The organism is Salipiger marinus (assembly GCF_035481585.1).
Classification (GTDB): domain Bacteria; phylum Pseudomonadota; class Alphaproteobacteria; order Rhodobacterales; family Rhodobacteraceae; genus Salipiger; species Salipiger marinus.
On sequence record NZ_JAYKSL010000023.1, the window covers coordinates 25,305 to 39,482 of the forward strand.

The 14,178-nt window shown below is 68.4% G+C and carries 14 protein-coding genes and 2 pseudogenes; 7 read left to right on the forward strand and 9 right to left on the reverse strand.

Translation table 11 applies throughout. The features are described 5' to 3' along the window. Positions 1–28: 28 nt before the first annotated feature. From fdh3B to VK682_RS22395, 6 genes are all read right to left on the reverse strand, one after another. Complete coding sequence (gene fdh3B / locus VK682_RS22370; RefSeq protein WP_089845602.1) at positions 29–628, reverse strand: formate dehydrogenase FDH3 subunit beta; 600 nt, start codon at positions 626–628, stop codon at positions 29–31. A 12-nt stretch (positions 629–640) separates the two neighbouring features. Continuing rightward, positions 641–3,625, reverse strand: a complete 2,985-nt coding sequence (locus tag VK682_RS22375; RefSeq protein WP_230795779.1) for a formate dehydrogenase subunit alpha — start codon at positions 3,623–3,625, stop codon at positions 641–643. A gap of 123 nt (positions 3,626–3,748) precedes the next feature. Continuing rightward, positions 3,749–3,943, reverse strand: a complete 195-nt coding sequence (locus VK682_RS22380; RefSeq protein WP_089845598.1) for a twin-arginine translocation signal domain-containing protein — start codon at positions 3,941–3,943, stop codon at positions 3,749–3,751. A gap of 49 nt (positions 3,944–3,992) precedes the next feature. Beyond that, the gene (locus VK682_RS22385) at positions 3,993–4,613 is read right to left on the reverse strand and encodes a TorD/DmsD family molecular chaperone (RefSeq protein ID WP_089845595.1); all 621 of its coding nucleotides are present in this window, start codon (positions 4,611–4,613) and stop codon (positions 3,993–3,995) included. Beyond that, entirely contained in the window at positions 4,610–5,224 is a 615-nt protein-coding gene (locus VK682_RS22390) for a DUF3306 domain-containing protein (RefSeq protein WP_230795778.1), read from the reverse strand. Before VK682_RS22390 ends, VK682_RS22385 begins: the two co-directional genes overlap by 4 nt. Beyond that, entirely contained in the window at positions 5,221–5,754 is a 534-nt protein-coding gene (locus VK682_RS22395) for a DUF3305 domain-containing protein (RefSeq protein WP_089845690.1), read from the reverse strand. The genes VK682_RS22390 and VK682_RS22395 overlap by 4 nt, the downstream gene beginning before the upstream one ends. A gap of 371 nt (positions 5,755–6,125) precedes the next feature. Between VK682_RS22395 and VK682_RS22400 the strand changes: the two genes are divergently transcribed. The 7 genes and pseudogenes from VK682_RS22400 (at position 6,126) to VK682_RS22430 (ending at position 10,917) form a co-directional block, all read left to right on the forward strand. Next, positions 6,126–8,072, forward strand: coding sequence for a 4Fe-4S binding protein (locus tag VK682_RS22400; protein WP_230795777.1), 1,947 nt, complete (start codon positions 6,126–6,128; stop codon positions 8,070–8,072). Between the two features lie 24 nt (positions 8,073–8,096). Beyond that, positions 8,097–8,288: a DUF6494 family protein gene (locus VK682_RS22405; protein WP_230795776.1), complete on the forward strand. Its 192-nt coding sequence runs from the start codon at positions 8,097–8,099 to the stop codon at positions 8,286–8,288. Positions 8,289–8,291: 3 nt separating this feature from the next. Further along, a pseudogene (locus tag VK682_RS22410) lies at positions 8,292–9,014 on the forward strand (P-loop NTPase); the annotation flags it as partial. A gap of 20 nt (positions 9,015–9,034) precedes the next feature. Further along, a pseudogene (locus VK682_RS22415) lies at positions 9,035–9,475 on the forward strand (P-loop NTPase); the annotation flags it as partial. After that, on the forward strand, positions 9,472–10,185 hold the full coding sequence (locus VK682_RS22420) for a biotin/lipoate--protein ligase family protein (RefSeq protein WP_230795774.1): 714 nt from the start codon (positions 9,472–9,474) through the stop codon (positions 10,183–10,185). The pseudogene VK682_RS22415 and the gene VK682_RS22420, both read left to right, overlap by 4 nt. Then, entirely contained in the window at positions 10,182–10,667 is a 486-nt protein-coding gene (locus tag VK682_RS22425; protein WP_324782571.1) for a DUF6505 family protein, read from the forward strand. The genes VK682_RS22420 and VK682_RS22425 overlap by 4 nt, the downstream gene beginning before the upstream one ends. Before the next feature lies 1 nt (position 10,668). Then, a complete protein-coding gene (locus tag VK682_RS22430; protein ID WP_324782572.1) occupies positions 10,669–10,917 on the forward strand; it encodes a sulfurtransferase TusA family protein in 249 nt (82 codons plus the stop codon). 3 nt (positions 10,918–10,920) lie between these two features. On the opposite strand, the gene VK682_RS22435 is transcribed toward VK682_RS22430, so the two are convergent. Genes VK682_RS22435 through mobA form a run of 3 tightly spaced genes read right to left on the reverse strand, consistent with a single transcriptional unit; the run spans position 10,921 to position 14,158 of the window. After that, the gene (locus tag VK682_RS22435) at positions 10,921–13,041 is read right to left on the reverse strand and encodes a molybdopterin-binding protein (protein ID WP_324782573.1); all 2,121 of its coding nucleotides are present in this window, start codon (positions 13,039–13,041) and stop codon (positions 10,921–10,923) included. Continuing rightward, positions 13,038–13,529 carry a molybdopterin-guanine dinucleotide biosynthesis protein B gene (gene mobB / locus VK682_RS22440; RefSeq protein WP_324782574.1) on the reverse strand — a complete coding sequence of 164 codons (492 nt, stop codon included), beginning with the start codon at positions 13,527–13,529 and terminating at the stop codon, positions 13,038–13,040. Before mobB ends, VK682_RS22435 begins: the two co-directional genes overlap by 4 nt. Next, positions 13,526–14,158 carry a molybdenum cofactor guanylyltransferase MobA gene (gene mobA / locus VK682_RS22445; protein WP_324782575.1) on the reverse strand — a complete coding sequence of 211 codons (633 nt, stop codon included), beginning with the start codon at positions 14,156–14,158 and terminating at the stop codon, positions 13,526–13,528. The genes mobB and mobA overlap by 4 nt, the downstream gene beginning before the upstream one ends. Positions 14,159–14,178: the final 20 nt, after the last annotated feature.

Sequence of the window (14,178 nt, forward strand, 5' to 3'; positions counted from 1 at the left end):
GCGCGGGGCCCGTCCGTCCGGTTCCGTATCAGGGCGTCGGGTTCTTCGACTCGTAGGCCGTGCCCCAGCCCCATGCGCCCGAGCCGAAGCCGCGGGCCACGACGCGCTCGCGGTAGATCTCGGACACCATGTCGCCATCCCCGGCCAGCAGCGCCTTGGTGGAGCACATCTCGGCGCAGATCGGCAGCTTGCCCTCGGCGATCCGGTTGCGGCCGTATTTCTGGAACTCGGCCTGAGAGCCGTTTTCCTCGGGGCCACCGGCGCAGAAGGTGCATTTGTCCATCTTGCCGCGGGATCCGAAATTGCCCGCCTGCGGATATTGCGGCGCGCCGAACGGGCACGCGTAGAAGCAGTAGCCGCAGCCGATGCACAGATCCTTGGAATGCAGGACGATGCCTTCTTCGGTCTGGTAGAAGCAGTCCACCGGGCAGACCGCCATGCAGGGCGCATCCGAACAGTGCATGCAGGCCACCGAGATCGAGCGTTCGCCCGGCTCGCCGTCCTGAATGGTCACCACCCGGCGGCGGTTGATGCCCCACGGCACCTCGTGCTCGTTTTTGCACGCGGTGACGCAGGCGTTACATTCGATGCAGCGCTCGGCATCGCACAGAAATTTGGCTCGTGCCATGATGTGGTATCCTTATGCCGGCATGATCTTGCAGAGAGTGGCCTTGGTCTCCTGCATCTGGGTGACGCTGTCATAGCCATAGGTCTGCGCGGTGTTGGTCGACTCGCCCAGAACGTAGGGATCGGCGCCGTCGGGATATTTCGACCGCTGGTCGACCCCTTCGAAATGCCCGCCGAAGTGGAAGGGCATGAAGGCCACGCCCTCGCCCACCCGCGGTGTCACCTGCGCCATGACCTTGACCTTGCCGCCCTCGGGGCCTTCGACCCAGACCTGCGCCCCGTCGCGCACGCCCAGATTGTTGGCGTCCCGCGGGTTGATCTCGACGAACATGTTCTGCTGCAGTTCGGCCAGCCACGGGTTCGACCGCGTCTCGTCGCCGCCGCCCTCGTATTCGACCAGCCGCCCGGAGGTGAGGATGATCGGATAGTCGCGCGAGAAGTCGTTCTTCTGGATCGAGGCGTAAAGCGTCGGCACCCGCCAGAACGACTTGTCCTCGTAGGTCGGGTAATCCGCCACCAGATCGCGCCGGTTGGTGTAAAGCGGCTCGCGATGCACGGGGATTGGGTCGGGGAAGGTCCAGACCACGCAGCGCGCCTTGGCGTTGCCATAGGGCGCGCAGCCATGCAGGATCGCGACGCGCTGGATGCCGCCCGACAGGTCGGTCTTCCAGTTGACGCCGCCGACCTTTTCCACCCATTCCGAAGGGTAGGGCCCGGTCTGCGACTGTTCGCCCACCACCGTTTCGGTTTCGGGCCGCGCCTCCAGATAGCCCGACACCCATTCGATCATGCCCCGCTCATAGGGGGTCAGGTCGCTGTCCCAGCCCAGATCGATGAGCATCTGCATGGTGAATTCGGGATAGCCGTCCTGAATTTCCGACCCCACCGTATAGGTGCCTTCGGCCAGCAGGTTGTCGCCATTGTATTCCACGCCATAGCGCGCGCGGAACGGCAGGCCGCCCTGCGCCACCGGGATCGACTGGTCGTAAAGGTTGGCCGAACCGGGGTGGTTCATTTCGGCGGTGCCCCAGCAGGGCCACGGCATCCCGTAGAAATCGCCATCGCAGGGCCCGCCATTGGCGCGCAGCGTGGTGCGGTCAAAGGTGTGCTGGTTGGCCATGTGCTTTTTCAGCCGCTCCGGCGACTGGCCGGTATAGCCGACGGTCCACATGCCGCGATTGAACTCGCGGGTCAGATCCTCGATGTTGGGCTCGTCCTCGCTGTCCATGGAAATGTTGCGCAGCATCTGGTCGGCAAAGCCGAACTTGCGCGCGAATTTCGTCATGATGACGTGGTCGGGCAGGCTTTCGAACAGCGGATCCACCACCTGATCGCGCCACTGCAGCGAGCGGTTGGAGGCGGTGACCGATCCGCGGGTTTCGAACTGCGTGGTGGCGGGCAGCAGATAGGTGTTGTCCGTCCGGTCATGCAGGATCGCCGACACGGTGGGGAACGGATCCACCACCACCAGCAGGTCGAGCTTTTCCATCGCCGTCTTCATTTCCTTCAGACGGGTCTGGGAGTTGGGCGCATGGCCCCAGAACACCATGGCGCGGGTGTTGTCGGGCTGTTCAAGGTTGTCCTTGGCTTCCAGCACGCCATCGATCCAGCGGGAGACGGGGATGCCGGTCAGGCCCATCATCTCCTTGTCCTTGCCGTCCTTGCCCTTCATCGTGACGAAACGCGATTTGAGGTAATCCAGATCCTCGCCCCAGACGCGGGCCCAATGCGCCCATGCCCCGGCGGTAAGGCCGTAATAGCCCGGCAGCGTGTCAGCCAGAACGCCAAGGTCGGTGGCGCCCTGCACGTTGTCATGGCCGCGGAAGATGTTGGTGCCGCCGCCGGCCACGCCCATGTTCCCCAGCGCCAGCTGCAGGATGCAATAGGCGCGGGTGTTGTTGTTGCCGTTGCTGTGCTGCGTGCCGCCCATGCACCAGATCACGGTGCCGGGACGGTTGTTGGCCAGCGTGCGCGCCACGCGCTCCAGCTGGGTGCCGGGCACGCCGGTCACACGCTCCACCTCTTCGGGGGTCCAGCGGGCGACTTCGGTGCGGATCTGGTCCATGCCCCAGACGCGGGTGCGGATGAATTCCTGATCTTCCCAGCCGTTTTCAAAGATGTGCCACAGCAGGCCCCAGACCAGCGCCACGTCGCTGCCCGGACGGAAGCGGACGAATTCGTCGGCATGGGCGGCGGTGCGGGTGAAACGCGGATCACAGACGATCAGCGGCGCGTTGTTCTGTTCCTTCGCCTTCAGCACGTGCTGCAGCGAGACGGGATGCGCCTCGGCGGGGTTGCCGCCGATGATGAAGATCGCCTTGGAATTGTGGATGTCGTTGTAGCTGTTGGTCATGGCGCCGTAGCCCCATGTGTTGGCCACGCCCGCCACGGTGGTCGAATGGCAGATGCGCGCCTGATGGTCCACGTTGTTCGTGCCCCAGTAGGCGGCGAACTTGCGGAACAGATACGCCTGTTCGTTGGAATGCTTGGCCGAGCCCAGCCAGTAGACGCTGTCGGGGCCAGAGCTTTCGCGGATCGACAGAAGCTGGTCGCCGACCTCGTTGATCGCCTGCTCCCACGAGATCCGCTGCCATTCGCCGCCGACCTTCTTCATGGGGTATTTCAGCCGCCGTTCGCCATGCGCATGTTCCCGCACCGAAGCACCCTTGGCGCAATGCGCACCGAGGTTGAACGGGCTGTCCCAGCCCGGCTCCTGCCCGACCCAGACGCCGCCCTGCACTTCGGCGATGACGGTGCAGCCCACCGAACAATGCGTGCAGACGGTCTTGCGGGTTTCGATGGCGCCGCTGGCCACGGCGGTGGCCGCATCGGCGCGGCTGACGGTGCCGCCGGTGGCGGCGATGGCCGCAAGCCCGCCGATGGCGAGCCCCGATCCGCGCAGGAAGGCGCGCCGGTCAACCGAGGTTCGCCCCACCTCGGCAAGGAGACTTGTCCGCTGGGAGCGTCGCGCAACCCCGTTGGTCTTTTTCCTCAACATGTGTCTTACTCCCTAGCGTGCTCGGCCCCCCATGGTGCGTCGCTTGCTTGGTTACGGGTTCGGTGCCTTGGACAGTCGGGCGTCACGCAACCAGTCGTCCTTGGCGGTGGATCCAGCGTCCGGTCAGAACCGGGCGGAGGCGTAATAGGCGCGGGTATGCGCGGTATCCTGCATCTTGGTCTGCGACAGGTCGGGTTCGGCGGCCTGCGCTTCGGTTCCGTCCGTGGTCACCACCGCCACCACCGCAAGCGGTGCCGCCGTGGAGGCCAGTTTCAGAAAGCCGCGGCGGCTGGTGGCCGTCTCGTCGGTCCGGGTCATCACAATCCTCCTGTTCCTCTAGGGTGGCGGTTGCCCGCCGGGGTGCGGATCACTCCGCGCTCATCCGAAAGGCTTCGGCCTCGATCTCCATGAACGCCCGGCCCAGACGGCCGACCGGCGCATAGAAGACAGAGTTCTTCGCCCCTTCGAGATCGGTGAAAAAATGCCCCGCCCATGGTCCGATATGGCGGTTGAAAAAGGCTTTCTGCTGGGCCAGCGTCGCGGGCGCGCCAAAACGGCCCACGATCATCGCGCCCATCATCTCCATCAGGCTGGCGATGTTGTCTTCGGGTTCGAACACCGTCTCGGCCCGGGCCAGCCCGCGCAGCGCCATGTCCTGCCGCAGCAGCGCCAGCGGTTTTTCGTTCAGAAAGCCGGTCAGGTAATAGGAGGCATAGGGCAGCAGTTCGCCCCGCCCCAGCCCGATGAACAGGCGGTTGTATTCGCTGGTCACGGCGGCGGGCTTGGTCAGCCGCGCCATCTTGGCCAGCGTCCCCACCGCCTCGCCGATGGCGCCGTCGCTGCCCTGCAGCCCGGCGGTCTGGTCCAGCAGCATCTGGTCGGGCGGCTGCGCCAGCAGCACGCCCAGATAGTTGTAAAGATCGGCGCGCAGACGGTCTTCTTCGTCGATGCGCAGGTCGGGAGCGGCGGTCATGGGATCATCCGTCATGTCTGGTCCTCGAAGCGGAACTGCATGCGCCGGAAACTCGGCGGCAGGGCGGCGTCTTCGGGATCGGTCTCGGGGGCGGGATCGGGCTCGGGGTGGTGCGCCGGGGTCACGGCCAGCGTCGGGCCGGGCGTGTCAGGCAGGCGGACCGGATCCAGCGGTTCGGGTTCGGGCACGGGCTCGGGCGCGTCATCGGCCTGCGCCGCGGCCAGCCGCTCGGGGGCCGTGGCCAGATGTTCCAGATGCGCCAGCAGGCCGCGCCCCACCTCATAGGTGGTGCCAAAGCCCGGGGCGCAGGGCACGATCTTGGTGTAATCGTCGGCGTAATCCACCAGCCCGTCGAGATTGGCGAGCAGCGGGTTGCTGCGCCACAGCGCGCGCAGGGCGCGCGTCTTCAGCCGCTGCGGCAGGGCGGAGCGCAGGAATTTCTGCACCATCTCGCCCGAAGCCACATCCTCGGGCAGCGGCAGCCCCGCCTCGGCCAGCAGGTCGTCATCGCTGCGCGCGGCCTGCGCGGCCTCAGCCTCGGCGCGTTCGGTCTCGCGCAGCGCTGCCACCTCGGCGCGGCTTTCGGCATCCACGGCAGCTTTGCGGCGGGCCCAGAAATCGCTCATGTCAGCCGCCCCCGTTTCAGCGCGGGCGAGGCATAGACATCGCCTTCGGTGCTGATGCGCGGATCGCCGATGCCATCCTGACGGCCATCGGTCTTGGCCCGGTCGCGGCGGCGCTTCACGAACTCTTCCTCGTGGTGGAAGCGTTCGACAAAATCCCCGACCCAGGCCAGCAGACCCGGCGGCATCGGGATTTTCTCCACCACATCCTCGCCATTGTCGTTGTAATCCTGCGCCTCGTAGGGGGAGGCGGTGACCAGCACCATGTCGAAGGGATGCGGCCCCAAGACCGGGCGCATAATGACGTAAACGCTGGGCTCGCGGGCGGTGATGCCGTGCAGATAGGCCTCGGTCTCGGCCTTGTAGAGTTCCAGCGTCAGCGTGGTGGCGTGGTAATCCACCGCGTCGCCCTCGCGCCGAAGCTCGCGCCAGTCGGCAGGACCAGCGCCGGGCAGGATCGCCACCGCGCGCCACGCCCATTTTGCCCAGCGGGTGACACCGGGAGTGCGGCGCATCACCACGCCGATCGGCATGTGCTGGTCAAAACTGGGATATGCTGACACGAGTATTCCTTCCTCCGTCCCCTATTGGAACAGCAAGCCGCAGAAAAGAAAGACACAATCGGCGTGACCCTGCGTTTTTGCCGCATTTTCGGACAAAAAATCCTGTCCGCCCGGGGCGGACAGGCCCTTGGCCCCGGAAAAGCAAAATCCGAGTTTTTCGCTTGGATTTTTTGCTGCGGGGCAGCACACGAATCACGGAGCCGTGCTCTGGCAGCCGGTGGTTGCCTTCTGCGGAAATCCGCCACAGGAAAGGGGACGGTCGGACAGGCGAATCACCGCGCCACCCCGATCCCACCCACTGCGGACATCCCGGCGCCCCGGGGTTGGACAGAAGGCACACCATGACCAAGACCTTGATACCGTGCGATTGTCTGGGCACTCAGGCGCTTGATGCCAAGGCGCTGTCCAAGGCCACCGGCCTGCAGGTGATGCCGGTCTGTTCGGCGCTCTGCACCGCCGATCTGTCCCGCGCCGCCGAGGCGCTGACGCAAGGGAATGCCGTAATCTGCTGCACGCAGGAATCCCGCGTGTTCGAAGCGCTGGCCGCCGATCTGGATCTGCCGCCCCCTGCCCTGCTGGATCTGCGCGACCGCGCCGGATGGAGCGCCGATCCCCGTTCCAAACTGCCCAAGATGGCCGCGCTGACCGCCGAGGCGATGCTGCCCGCCGCCCCCGAAAAGGCGCTGGACGTGATCTCCGAAGGGCTGTGCCTTGTGCTGGGTGCCGCCGATGTGGCGCTGGCGGCAGCCGAACAGCTTGCCCCGCATCTGGGGGTGACCGTGCTGCTGGAGGAGGCGGAGGATCTGCCCGACAGCCGCGCCTATGAGGTCATCACCGGCAGGCTGCGCCGGGCGCAGGGCGCGCTTGGCCAGTTCCGCGTCACCATCGATGCGCTGCGGCAGGTCCAGCCCGGGGGGCGCGGCAGCCTGACCCTGACCGAGCCGCGCGACGGCGGCATTTCCGACTGCGACATCGTGCTGGATCTGCGCCGCGCGCCGCCGCTGTTCCCCGCCCCCGAAAAGCGCGAGGGCTATCTGCGCGCCGATCCGGGCAATCCGCTGGCGGTGGCGGCGGCGGTCATGGCCGCCTCGCATCTGACCGGCACGTTCGAAAAGCCGCTGCATGTGCGCACCGATGCGCTGCTCTGCGCCCATTCCCGCGCCGGACAGACCGGCTGCACCCGCTGTCTGGATCTGTGCCCCACCGGCGCGATCGTGCCCGACGGCGATCATGTCACCGTCGATCCGATGATCTGCGCGGGCTGCGGCGCCTGTTCCGCCGTCTGCCCCTCGGGCGCGATCAGCTTTGACGCGCCGCCGGTCGATCTGATCCTGCGCCGGGTGCAGGTTCTGGCGCAGAGCTATCTGGCGGCGGGCGGCTTCGTGCCCCGGCTGCTGGTGCATGACGCCGCGGGGGCCGAGATGATCCGCCTTGCCGCGCGCCATGGCGACGGCCTGCCCGCCGATGTGCTGCCGCTGGACCTGCCCAGCATCGGCGTCTTCGGCCATGCCGAAATGCTGGCGGCGCTGGCGGCGGGCTTTGCCGCGGTCACGCTGCTGCCCGGCCCGGGCAGCGACCGCGCGGCACTTGAGGCGCAGATCACGCTGGCCCGCGCGCTGGCAGGCGCCGACCGCATCGACCTGCTCGACACCCCCGATCCCGAGGTGCTGACCGCCACGCTTTATGACGCAAGCGCCCCCGCTCCGGTCGCCACGCCGGTGCGCCCCATGGGCACGCGGCGGCAGGTGACGCGGCAGGCGGCGCGGGCGCTGAACCCCGGCACCGACGCCCTGCCCCTGCCGCAGGGGGCACCCTATGGCGCGGTGCTGGTCGATACCGATGCCTGCACGCTGTGCCTGTCCTGCGTGTCGCTCTGCCCCTCGGGCGCGCTTGGCGACAATCCCGACCTGCCGCAGCTGCGCTTTCAGGAAGATGCCTGCCTGCAATGCGGCATCTGCGCGACCGCCTGCCCCGAGGATGCCATCACCTATGAACCGCGCCTGCTGCTCGCCGAAGAGGCGCTGAGCCAGCGCGTGCTGCACGAGGAAGAGCCCTTTGCCTGCATCGACTGCGGCACGCTCTTCGGGGTGAAATCCACCATCGAGCGGATCACCGAAAAACTTTCCGGTCACGCGATGTTCAGCGGTGACAAGCTGCGGATGATCCAGATGTGTGACAACTGCCGCGTGAACGCGCAGTATCACACGCAGGACAATCCCTTTGCCGGACGCGACAGACCCCGCCCGCGCACCACCGAGGATTACCTGTCAAAGCGCCGCGATCACTAGGCGGCCCAACCAACGGAGCAGGCGATGAGCGACGATTTCAACATGTCGATGCGGAAATTCCTCAAGCAGGTGGGCGTCACCTCGCAGCAAGCGATCGAAGAAGCGATGCGCGGCGCCGACACCGCGGGCAAGACCTACAAGGTGCGCGCCGTGCTCACCATCGAAGAGCTGGACCTTCACCACGAGGTCACCGGCGAGATCAAGGGACAGGAGTAAACCTTGCCAGCCAGCAGAGAGACGGTTCAGGCCGTCCTGAAAACCATCGCCGACCCGGTGCGGGGCGGCGACATCCTGTCCAGCGGCGTCGTGCGCGCGCTGAATGTCGACGCGGCGGGCGCCGTGCGTTTTGTCATGGAAATTCCCGGCAATGCCGGCACCGCCTATGGCGCCGCCCGGACCGAGGCCGAGACCGCGCTGCGCGCCACCGAAGGTGTCACGGCGGTGTCGGTGGTGCTGACCGCGCATTCCGAAAAGGCGCCGCCGCCCGATCTGCGCGGCCCGCGTGCCGCCGCCGAACCGCAGGGGCCGCAGGGCATTCCGGGGGTGGCGCATATCATCGCCATCGCCTCCGGCAAGGGCGGCGTGGGCAAGTCCACCGTCGCTTCCAACCTTGCCTGCGCGCTGGCGCAGCAGGGCCGCCGCGTCGGTCTGCTGGATGCCGATGTCTATGGGCCCTCGCAGCCGCGCATGCTGGGGGTGTCGGGCCGTCCCGCCTCGCCCGATGGCAAGACGATCCTGCCGCTGCGCAACCATGGCGTTACGCTGATGTCCATCGGGCTGATGACCAACGAGGATCAGGCGGTGGTCTGGCGCGGCCCGATGCTGATGGGCGCGCTGCAGCAGATGCTGATGCAGGTGCAGTGGGGCGCGCTTGACGTGCTGCTGGTCGATCTGCCGCCCGGCACCGGCGACGTGCAGATGACGCTGGCGCAGAAGGCGCGGGTCGATGGCGCCATCGTGGTCAGCANCAGTGGGGCGCGCTTGACGTGCTGCTGGTCGATCTGCCGCCCGGCACCGGCGACGTGCAGATGACGCTGGCGCAGAAGGCGCGGGTCGATGGCGCCATCGTGGTCAGCACGCCGCAGGATGTGGCCCTGCTGGACGCGCGCAAGGGCATCGACATGTTCCGCCAGATGAACGTGCCGCTGCTTGGCATGATCGAAAACATGTCCACCCATGTCTGTTCCGCCTGCGGGCATGAAGAACATGTCTTCGGCCATGGCGGTGTCGCGGCAGAGGCGGCAAAGCTCGGCGTGCCGCTTCTGGCAGAGGTGCCGCTGGATCTGCAGATCCGGCTCGCCTCTGACGGCGGGGCCCCCATCGTGGTCAGCGCGCCCGACAGCGCGCAGGCGCAGGCCTTTCACGCCGTGGCCTCGGCGCTGGTTGCACGGGGTCTGGCATGACCTCCAGCGCCGATCTGGTCTTTCCGCCGCTGCTCTGGGGCGAGGAGGTCACGACCGATGCCTTTGACCATGCCTGCCGCCGCGCGCTTCTGGGCTGCGATGCGGGGCTGGTGGCATGGCGCGCCACGCCCGACCTGCTGGAGGGCGCGCTGGTGCTGGCCCCGGACGTGCCGCTCAGCCGCGCCATGACCATGCTGCCGCTCTGCGGTGTGGGGTTCCAGAACGCGCTTGGCGCGCTGGCCCCGCCCGAAGTGGCGGTGCATCTGGACTGGGATGGCGGGCTGCGGGTCAATGGTGCCTCCTGCGGGCGGTTCCGCTGCATGGCCGCCAGCGCCGATCCCGACGCGGTGCCCGACTGGCTGGTGATCGGCTTCACCCTGCCGCTGCTGCCGGAAAACGACGCGCCCGGCACCACGCCCGACCGCACCTCGCTTTACGCCGAAGGCTGCGCCGAGGTCTTTCCCCCCGCCCTGCTGGAGGCATGGGCCCGGCACACACTGGGCTGGATCAGCCGCTGGGAACAGGACGGATCGCGCGGGCTGCATGCCGAATGGCGCGGGCTCGCGCATGGTCTGGGCGAGCCTGCCCGCCAGAACGGCCAGACCGGGCTGTTTGTCGGCGTGGACGAGGATTTTGGCATGCTGCTGCGCGACGATCACGGCACCACCCATCTGATCCCCCTGACCACCCTGCTGGAGCCCGCGCCATGAAACTTGCCCGCGCCATCCATTTTGATGAAAGCGACCAGCGCGTCTACGCCTCGCCCGCGCGCACCGGCGAATGGTGCATCGCGGGCGGATTCGAGTTTTCCGACTGGACCGAGGGCGACCTGACCGGCAAGGCGCGGCAGGCCTTTGCCAACGGCTTTCTCGGGCTCGAAACCTTTGGCCGCGTGACCTTCGTGGCGGTGACGGTGGTGGAGCCCGCCGAACTGGCGCAGCTGACCGAAACGCTGGCCGGACATTTTGTCGACTGGTATGGCGCACCCTCGCGGGATCTGGCGCGGCCCGTCGCGGCAGAGGAACTGGCGCAGATGCGGGATCTTTGCGAGGATCACGCCCCCAACACCCTGCTGACCGTCGCGCGCGAGCTGACCTCGGCAGGCGTGCGCGAGATGTTCCGCGCGCTTGATCCGCGCGAAGCCGGGCTGGACCAGTTCGCGCTGCATGGCAGTCTGGACGAGGATCACTGAGATGGACGATGGCAAGACCCGGGCGGCATGGGATCAGGATCTGGATGCGCAGGGCCTGCTCTGCCCGCTGCCGGTGCTGAAGGCGCGCAAGCGGCTGGCGGGCATGGCCCCGGGTCAGGTACTGCGGATGCTGGCCACCGATCCCGCCGCCGTCATCGACGTGCCGCATTTCTGCGCCGAGGCCGGGCACGACCTGCTGGGATCCGAAGATCAGGACGGCGTGCAGATCTATCTGATCCGCAAGGGCTAGGGCTCAGATCCCGAAGGCGCTGTAGGGGATGTAGCGCACCGGGGTGCCGGGGGTGACGTCAAGCGCCGCATCGGGCAGTTCCACCAGCCCGTCGGCCCATGACAGCCCGCTGATCCGCCCCGACCCTTCGGATCCGAACACCTCTGCCGTGCCTTCGGCGGTCAGCCGGGCCCGCAGATATTCGCGCCGCCCCGGCTTCTTGGATTTGGAAAACCCGGCGGGCACGGTGAAGCCCACCGGCTCCACCCAGCCTGCACCCGCCAGCAGCGACAGCGCCGGGCGGGCAAAGACCAGCGCGCAGACCAGCGCCGCCACCGGGTTGCCGGGCAGGCCGAAGACCGGCACCCCCTGCCACAGCGCCAGCGCCAGCGGGCGCCCCGGCTTCAGCGCGATGCGCCAGCTTGACAGCGTGCCCTGCGCGCGCAGCAGCGCCGAGACGTGATCCTCGTCCCCGGCGGACGCCCCGCCAGAGGTGAGGATGACATCGACCTGCCCCGCCGCCTCGTCCAGCCGGTCGCGGATCAGCGCGCGGTCATCGCGCACATGGCCCAGATCCACCGGCGCGCAGTGCCAGCCCGCCGCCAACGCCAGCAGCATGGGCCGGTTGGCATCCCAGATCTGATGCGGCAGCGCGGGATCGGCAGGGTCGGGCACGATCTCGTCGCCGGTGGACAGCACCCCCACCCGCAGCCTGCTCCGCACCGGCAGATCCGCCAGCCCCAGCGCCGACAGCAGCGCCAGATCGGGGGCGCGCAGGCGGTGACCGGCGGGCAGGGCCTGCGTGCCTTCGGTCACGTCTTCGCCCGCGCGGCGGGTGTTGGCGCGGGCGCGCACCGGCCCGTCAAAAGCCACCACCGCGCCATCCGTGGCGGTGTCCTCTTCCAGCACCACGGTATCGACCCCTTGGGGCAGCGTGGCACCGGTGAGGATGCGCAGCGCGTGGCCCTGCGGCACCGGCTGATCATAAGGCTGGCCCGCCGCCGCCCGCCCCGCCAGCAGCGGCAGCCGGTTCACCCCCGCCCCGGTGGCGGCAAAGGCGAAACCATAGCCATCAACGGCGGAATTGGGCAGCGGCGGGTTGGACCGGCGCGCCATCACCGGCTCTGCCAGAATGCGGCCCACCGCCTCTGCCGTGCGCAGCTGCTCCACCCCCGTCACCGGATGCAGGGCGGCGCGCAGCCGTGCCAGCGCCTCGTCCACCGGCACCCATGCCACGCCCTGCGGCATGGCGAAACAGTCGTCGCGCAGACGCGGCGGCAGCAGCGGGGCGCAGGCCCGCCGCGCGGCCCGTTCCAGCAGAGCCTCATGGCCCAGCCCGAGGATCCATCCCTCCACCGCGTCGCCTTCGCGGCTCAGCGCGTCGAGCTTGCCCGGCTCCAGCGCGCGCAGCGCCGAGGCCAGCACGCGGACCTGCGCCCGGTCCTTGATCTCGGCCTCTTCCGCCAGATCGGCGACGGTTCCGGCGATCAGCGAGGGGAACAGTTCCACCAGCGTCACGGGCGTGTCCTGCGTCTCGAACGGTCGCACCGAAATGTCGGCGCCAAAGCGCTTCCGCAGGGACTGCAGCCGGGGGATGCCAAGCAGCGCCTGCGACCCGACCGAACCCGCCCCCGCCAGCTTCCAGACCGGCTGCGCGCCGGGAGTGGTATCGCAGCGGCGCCTGTCGGCAAAGGGACTGGCATAGCCCGCCCTGGTGCGCGGCAGATCGGCAATGTCGCGGCCAAGCCCGTTGCCCCAGAACGGACCGGTGCCGGGGAACAGCCGGTTGATCGCCGCTGCCGCGTCCAGCCGGTTGTTGGCATTGTCGGGGCCATCGGTGATCCGCGCGGCAAGCTCGGCCCAAAGCGCCAGCGGATCGTCGGTGCCGGTCAGCGCGCGGGCAAAGCCGCGCGGATAGGCGAAGGGGAAATCGAACCCCGCCAGCACCCGGCGCCCGGCGGCGATTTCGGTCTGGAACAGATCGGCCAAGGCTACGGTCGCGGCGTGGCGGGTGCGGTGATACTGCGCCTCGGTGCCGGTGTCGCGGGCGATGCCGAGCCAGATCGCATCCTTCGCGGGCCGGGCGGGAGAGGGCGAGGCCGCCCCCGACCAGTCCACCACCACCACCGTATCGAACCGGCTCACAGCCCCAGATCCCGCAGGATAAAATCCGCAATGCCGCGTGTGTCATCCAGATCGAAGCACGGCAGGTCGGTGGCAAGCACGCTGTCGCAGGCCAGCGCGCGCACGGTCGGATTGTCCTGCGCCAGCGGCGGCTTGGCGTTTTCGGCGCGATGCGCCTCGATCTTGGGATGGGCGCCCTGCTTGTAGCCTTCGACCAGCACCAGATCGACCGGCGCCAGCTGCGCCAGCAGGTCGGCCAGCGACGGCTCCGGCGCGCCGCGCAGTTCATGCATCACCGCCCAGCGTCGCGGCGTGGCCAGCAGCACCTGCCGCGCCCCCGCCTCCCGGTGGCGGTAACTGTCGCGGCCCGGCTGGTCGATGTCGGTGTCGTGATGCGCGTGCTTGACGGTGGACACAGCCAGACCGCGCGTGGTGAATTCACTCACCAGCCGCTCCATCAGCCCGGTCTTGCCGGAGTTTTTCCAGCCGGTGACGCCATAGACCTTCATGCAATCAGCGCCTCGGCGCGGGCCAGATCCTCGGGCGTGTTGACGTTGAAGAAGGGATCAAAGGGGGTGGCGGGAAACAGCGCCTCACCGGCCTCGTGGCGGTCGGTCCACAGCACCACCTTGCGCAGCCCGTCATTGAGTGCTGCGCGCAGATCCTCGCGCAGGGCCACCGGCCAAAGGCCAAAGGTCGGGTGCCGGTTCAGCCGCCCGCCGGATTTCAGCCCGGCCCCCGGATCGCGCGGCGTGCAGGCCAGCGCCAGCAGATGCGGGCGCCCCTCGGCGGCCAGCAGCAGCCACGGCACCAGATCGCAGGGAAAGAACGGCGTGTCGGCGGCCACGGTCACGATGCTGTCCGCGCCCTGTTCCGCCGCCCAGTCAAGCCCCGCCAGCACCCCCGCCAGCGGCCCGGGATGGCCGGGCACCGAATCCGCCAGCACCGGCAGGCGGGTGCGGGCAAAGCGCGCCGGATCGCCATTGGCGTTCAGCGCCAGCCCCGCCACCTGCGGCTCCAGCCGTTCGATCACCCGGTCCAGCAGCGTCCGCCCGGCAAGCGGCAGCAGCGCCTTGTCCCCGCCGCCCATGCGCGTGGCAAGCCCGCCCGCAAGGATCACACCCAAGGGCTGCTTCATGCGCGCAGCCCCCTGATAGC

Excerpts from the sequence above, each read along its gene's own strand:
- VK682_RS22385 (WP_089845595.1), bottom strand. The coding sequence starts at position 4,613 with ATGACGGATGATCCCATGACCGCCGCTCCCGACCTGCGCATCGACGAA.
- VK682_RS22400 (WP_230795777.1), top strand. The coding sequence starts at position 6,126 with ATGACCAAGACCTTGATACCGTGCGATTGTCTGGGCACTCAGGCGCTT.
- VK682_RS22425 (WP_324782571.1), top strand. The coding sequence starts at position 10,182 with ATGAAACTTGCCCGCGCCATCCATTTTGATGAAAGCGACCAGCGCGTC.
- mobA (WP_324782575.1), bottom strand. The coding sequence starts at position 14,158 with ATGAAGCAGCCCTTGGGTGTGATCCTTGCGGGCGGGCTTGCCACGCGC.
- VK682_RS22395 (WP_089845690.1), bottom strand. The coding sequence starts at position 5,754 with ATGCCGATCGGCGTGGTGATGCGCCGCACTCCCGGTGTCACCCGCTGG.
- VK682_RS22375 (WP_230795779.1), bottom strand. The coding sequence starts at position 3,625 with ATGTTGAGGAAAAAGACCAACGGGGTTGCGCGACGCTCCCAGCGGACA.
- VK682_RS22430 (WP_324782572.1), top strand. The coding sequence starts at position 10,669 with ATGGACGATGGCAAGACCCGGGCGGCATGGGATCAGGATCTGGATGCG.
- VK682_RS22420 (WP_230795774.1), top strand. The coding sequence starts at position 9,472 with ATGACCTCCAGCGCCGATCTGGTCTTTCCGCCGCTGCTCTGGGGCGAG.
- mobB (WP_324782574.1), bottom strand. The coding sequence starts at position 13,529 with ATGAAGGTCTATGGCGTCACCGGCTGGAAAAACTCCGGCAAGACCGGG.
- VK682_RS22405 (WP_230795776.1), top strand. The coding sequence starts at position 8,097 with ATGAGCGACGATTTCAACATGTCGATGCGGAAATTCCTCAAGCAGGTG.
- fdh3B (WP_089845602.1), bottom strand. The coding sequence starts at position 628 with ATGGCACGAGCCAAATTTCTGTGCGATGCCGAGCGCTGCATCGAATGT.
- VK682_RS22380 (WP_089845598.1), bottom strand. The coding sequence starts at position 3,943 with ATGACCCGGACCGACGAGACGGCCACCAGCCGCCGCGGCTTTCTGAAA.
- VK682_RS22390 (WP_230795778.1), bottom strand. The coding sequence starts at position 5,224 with ATGAGCGATTTCTGGGCCCGCCGCAAAGCTGCCGTGGATGCCGAAAGC.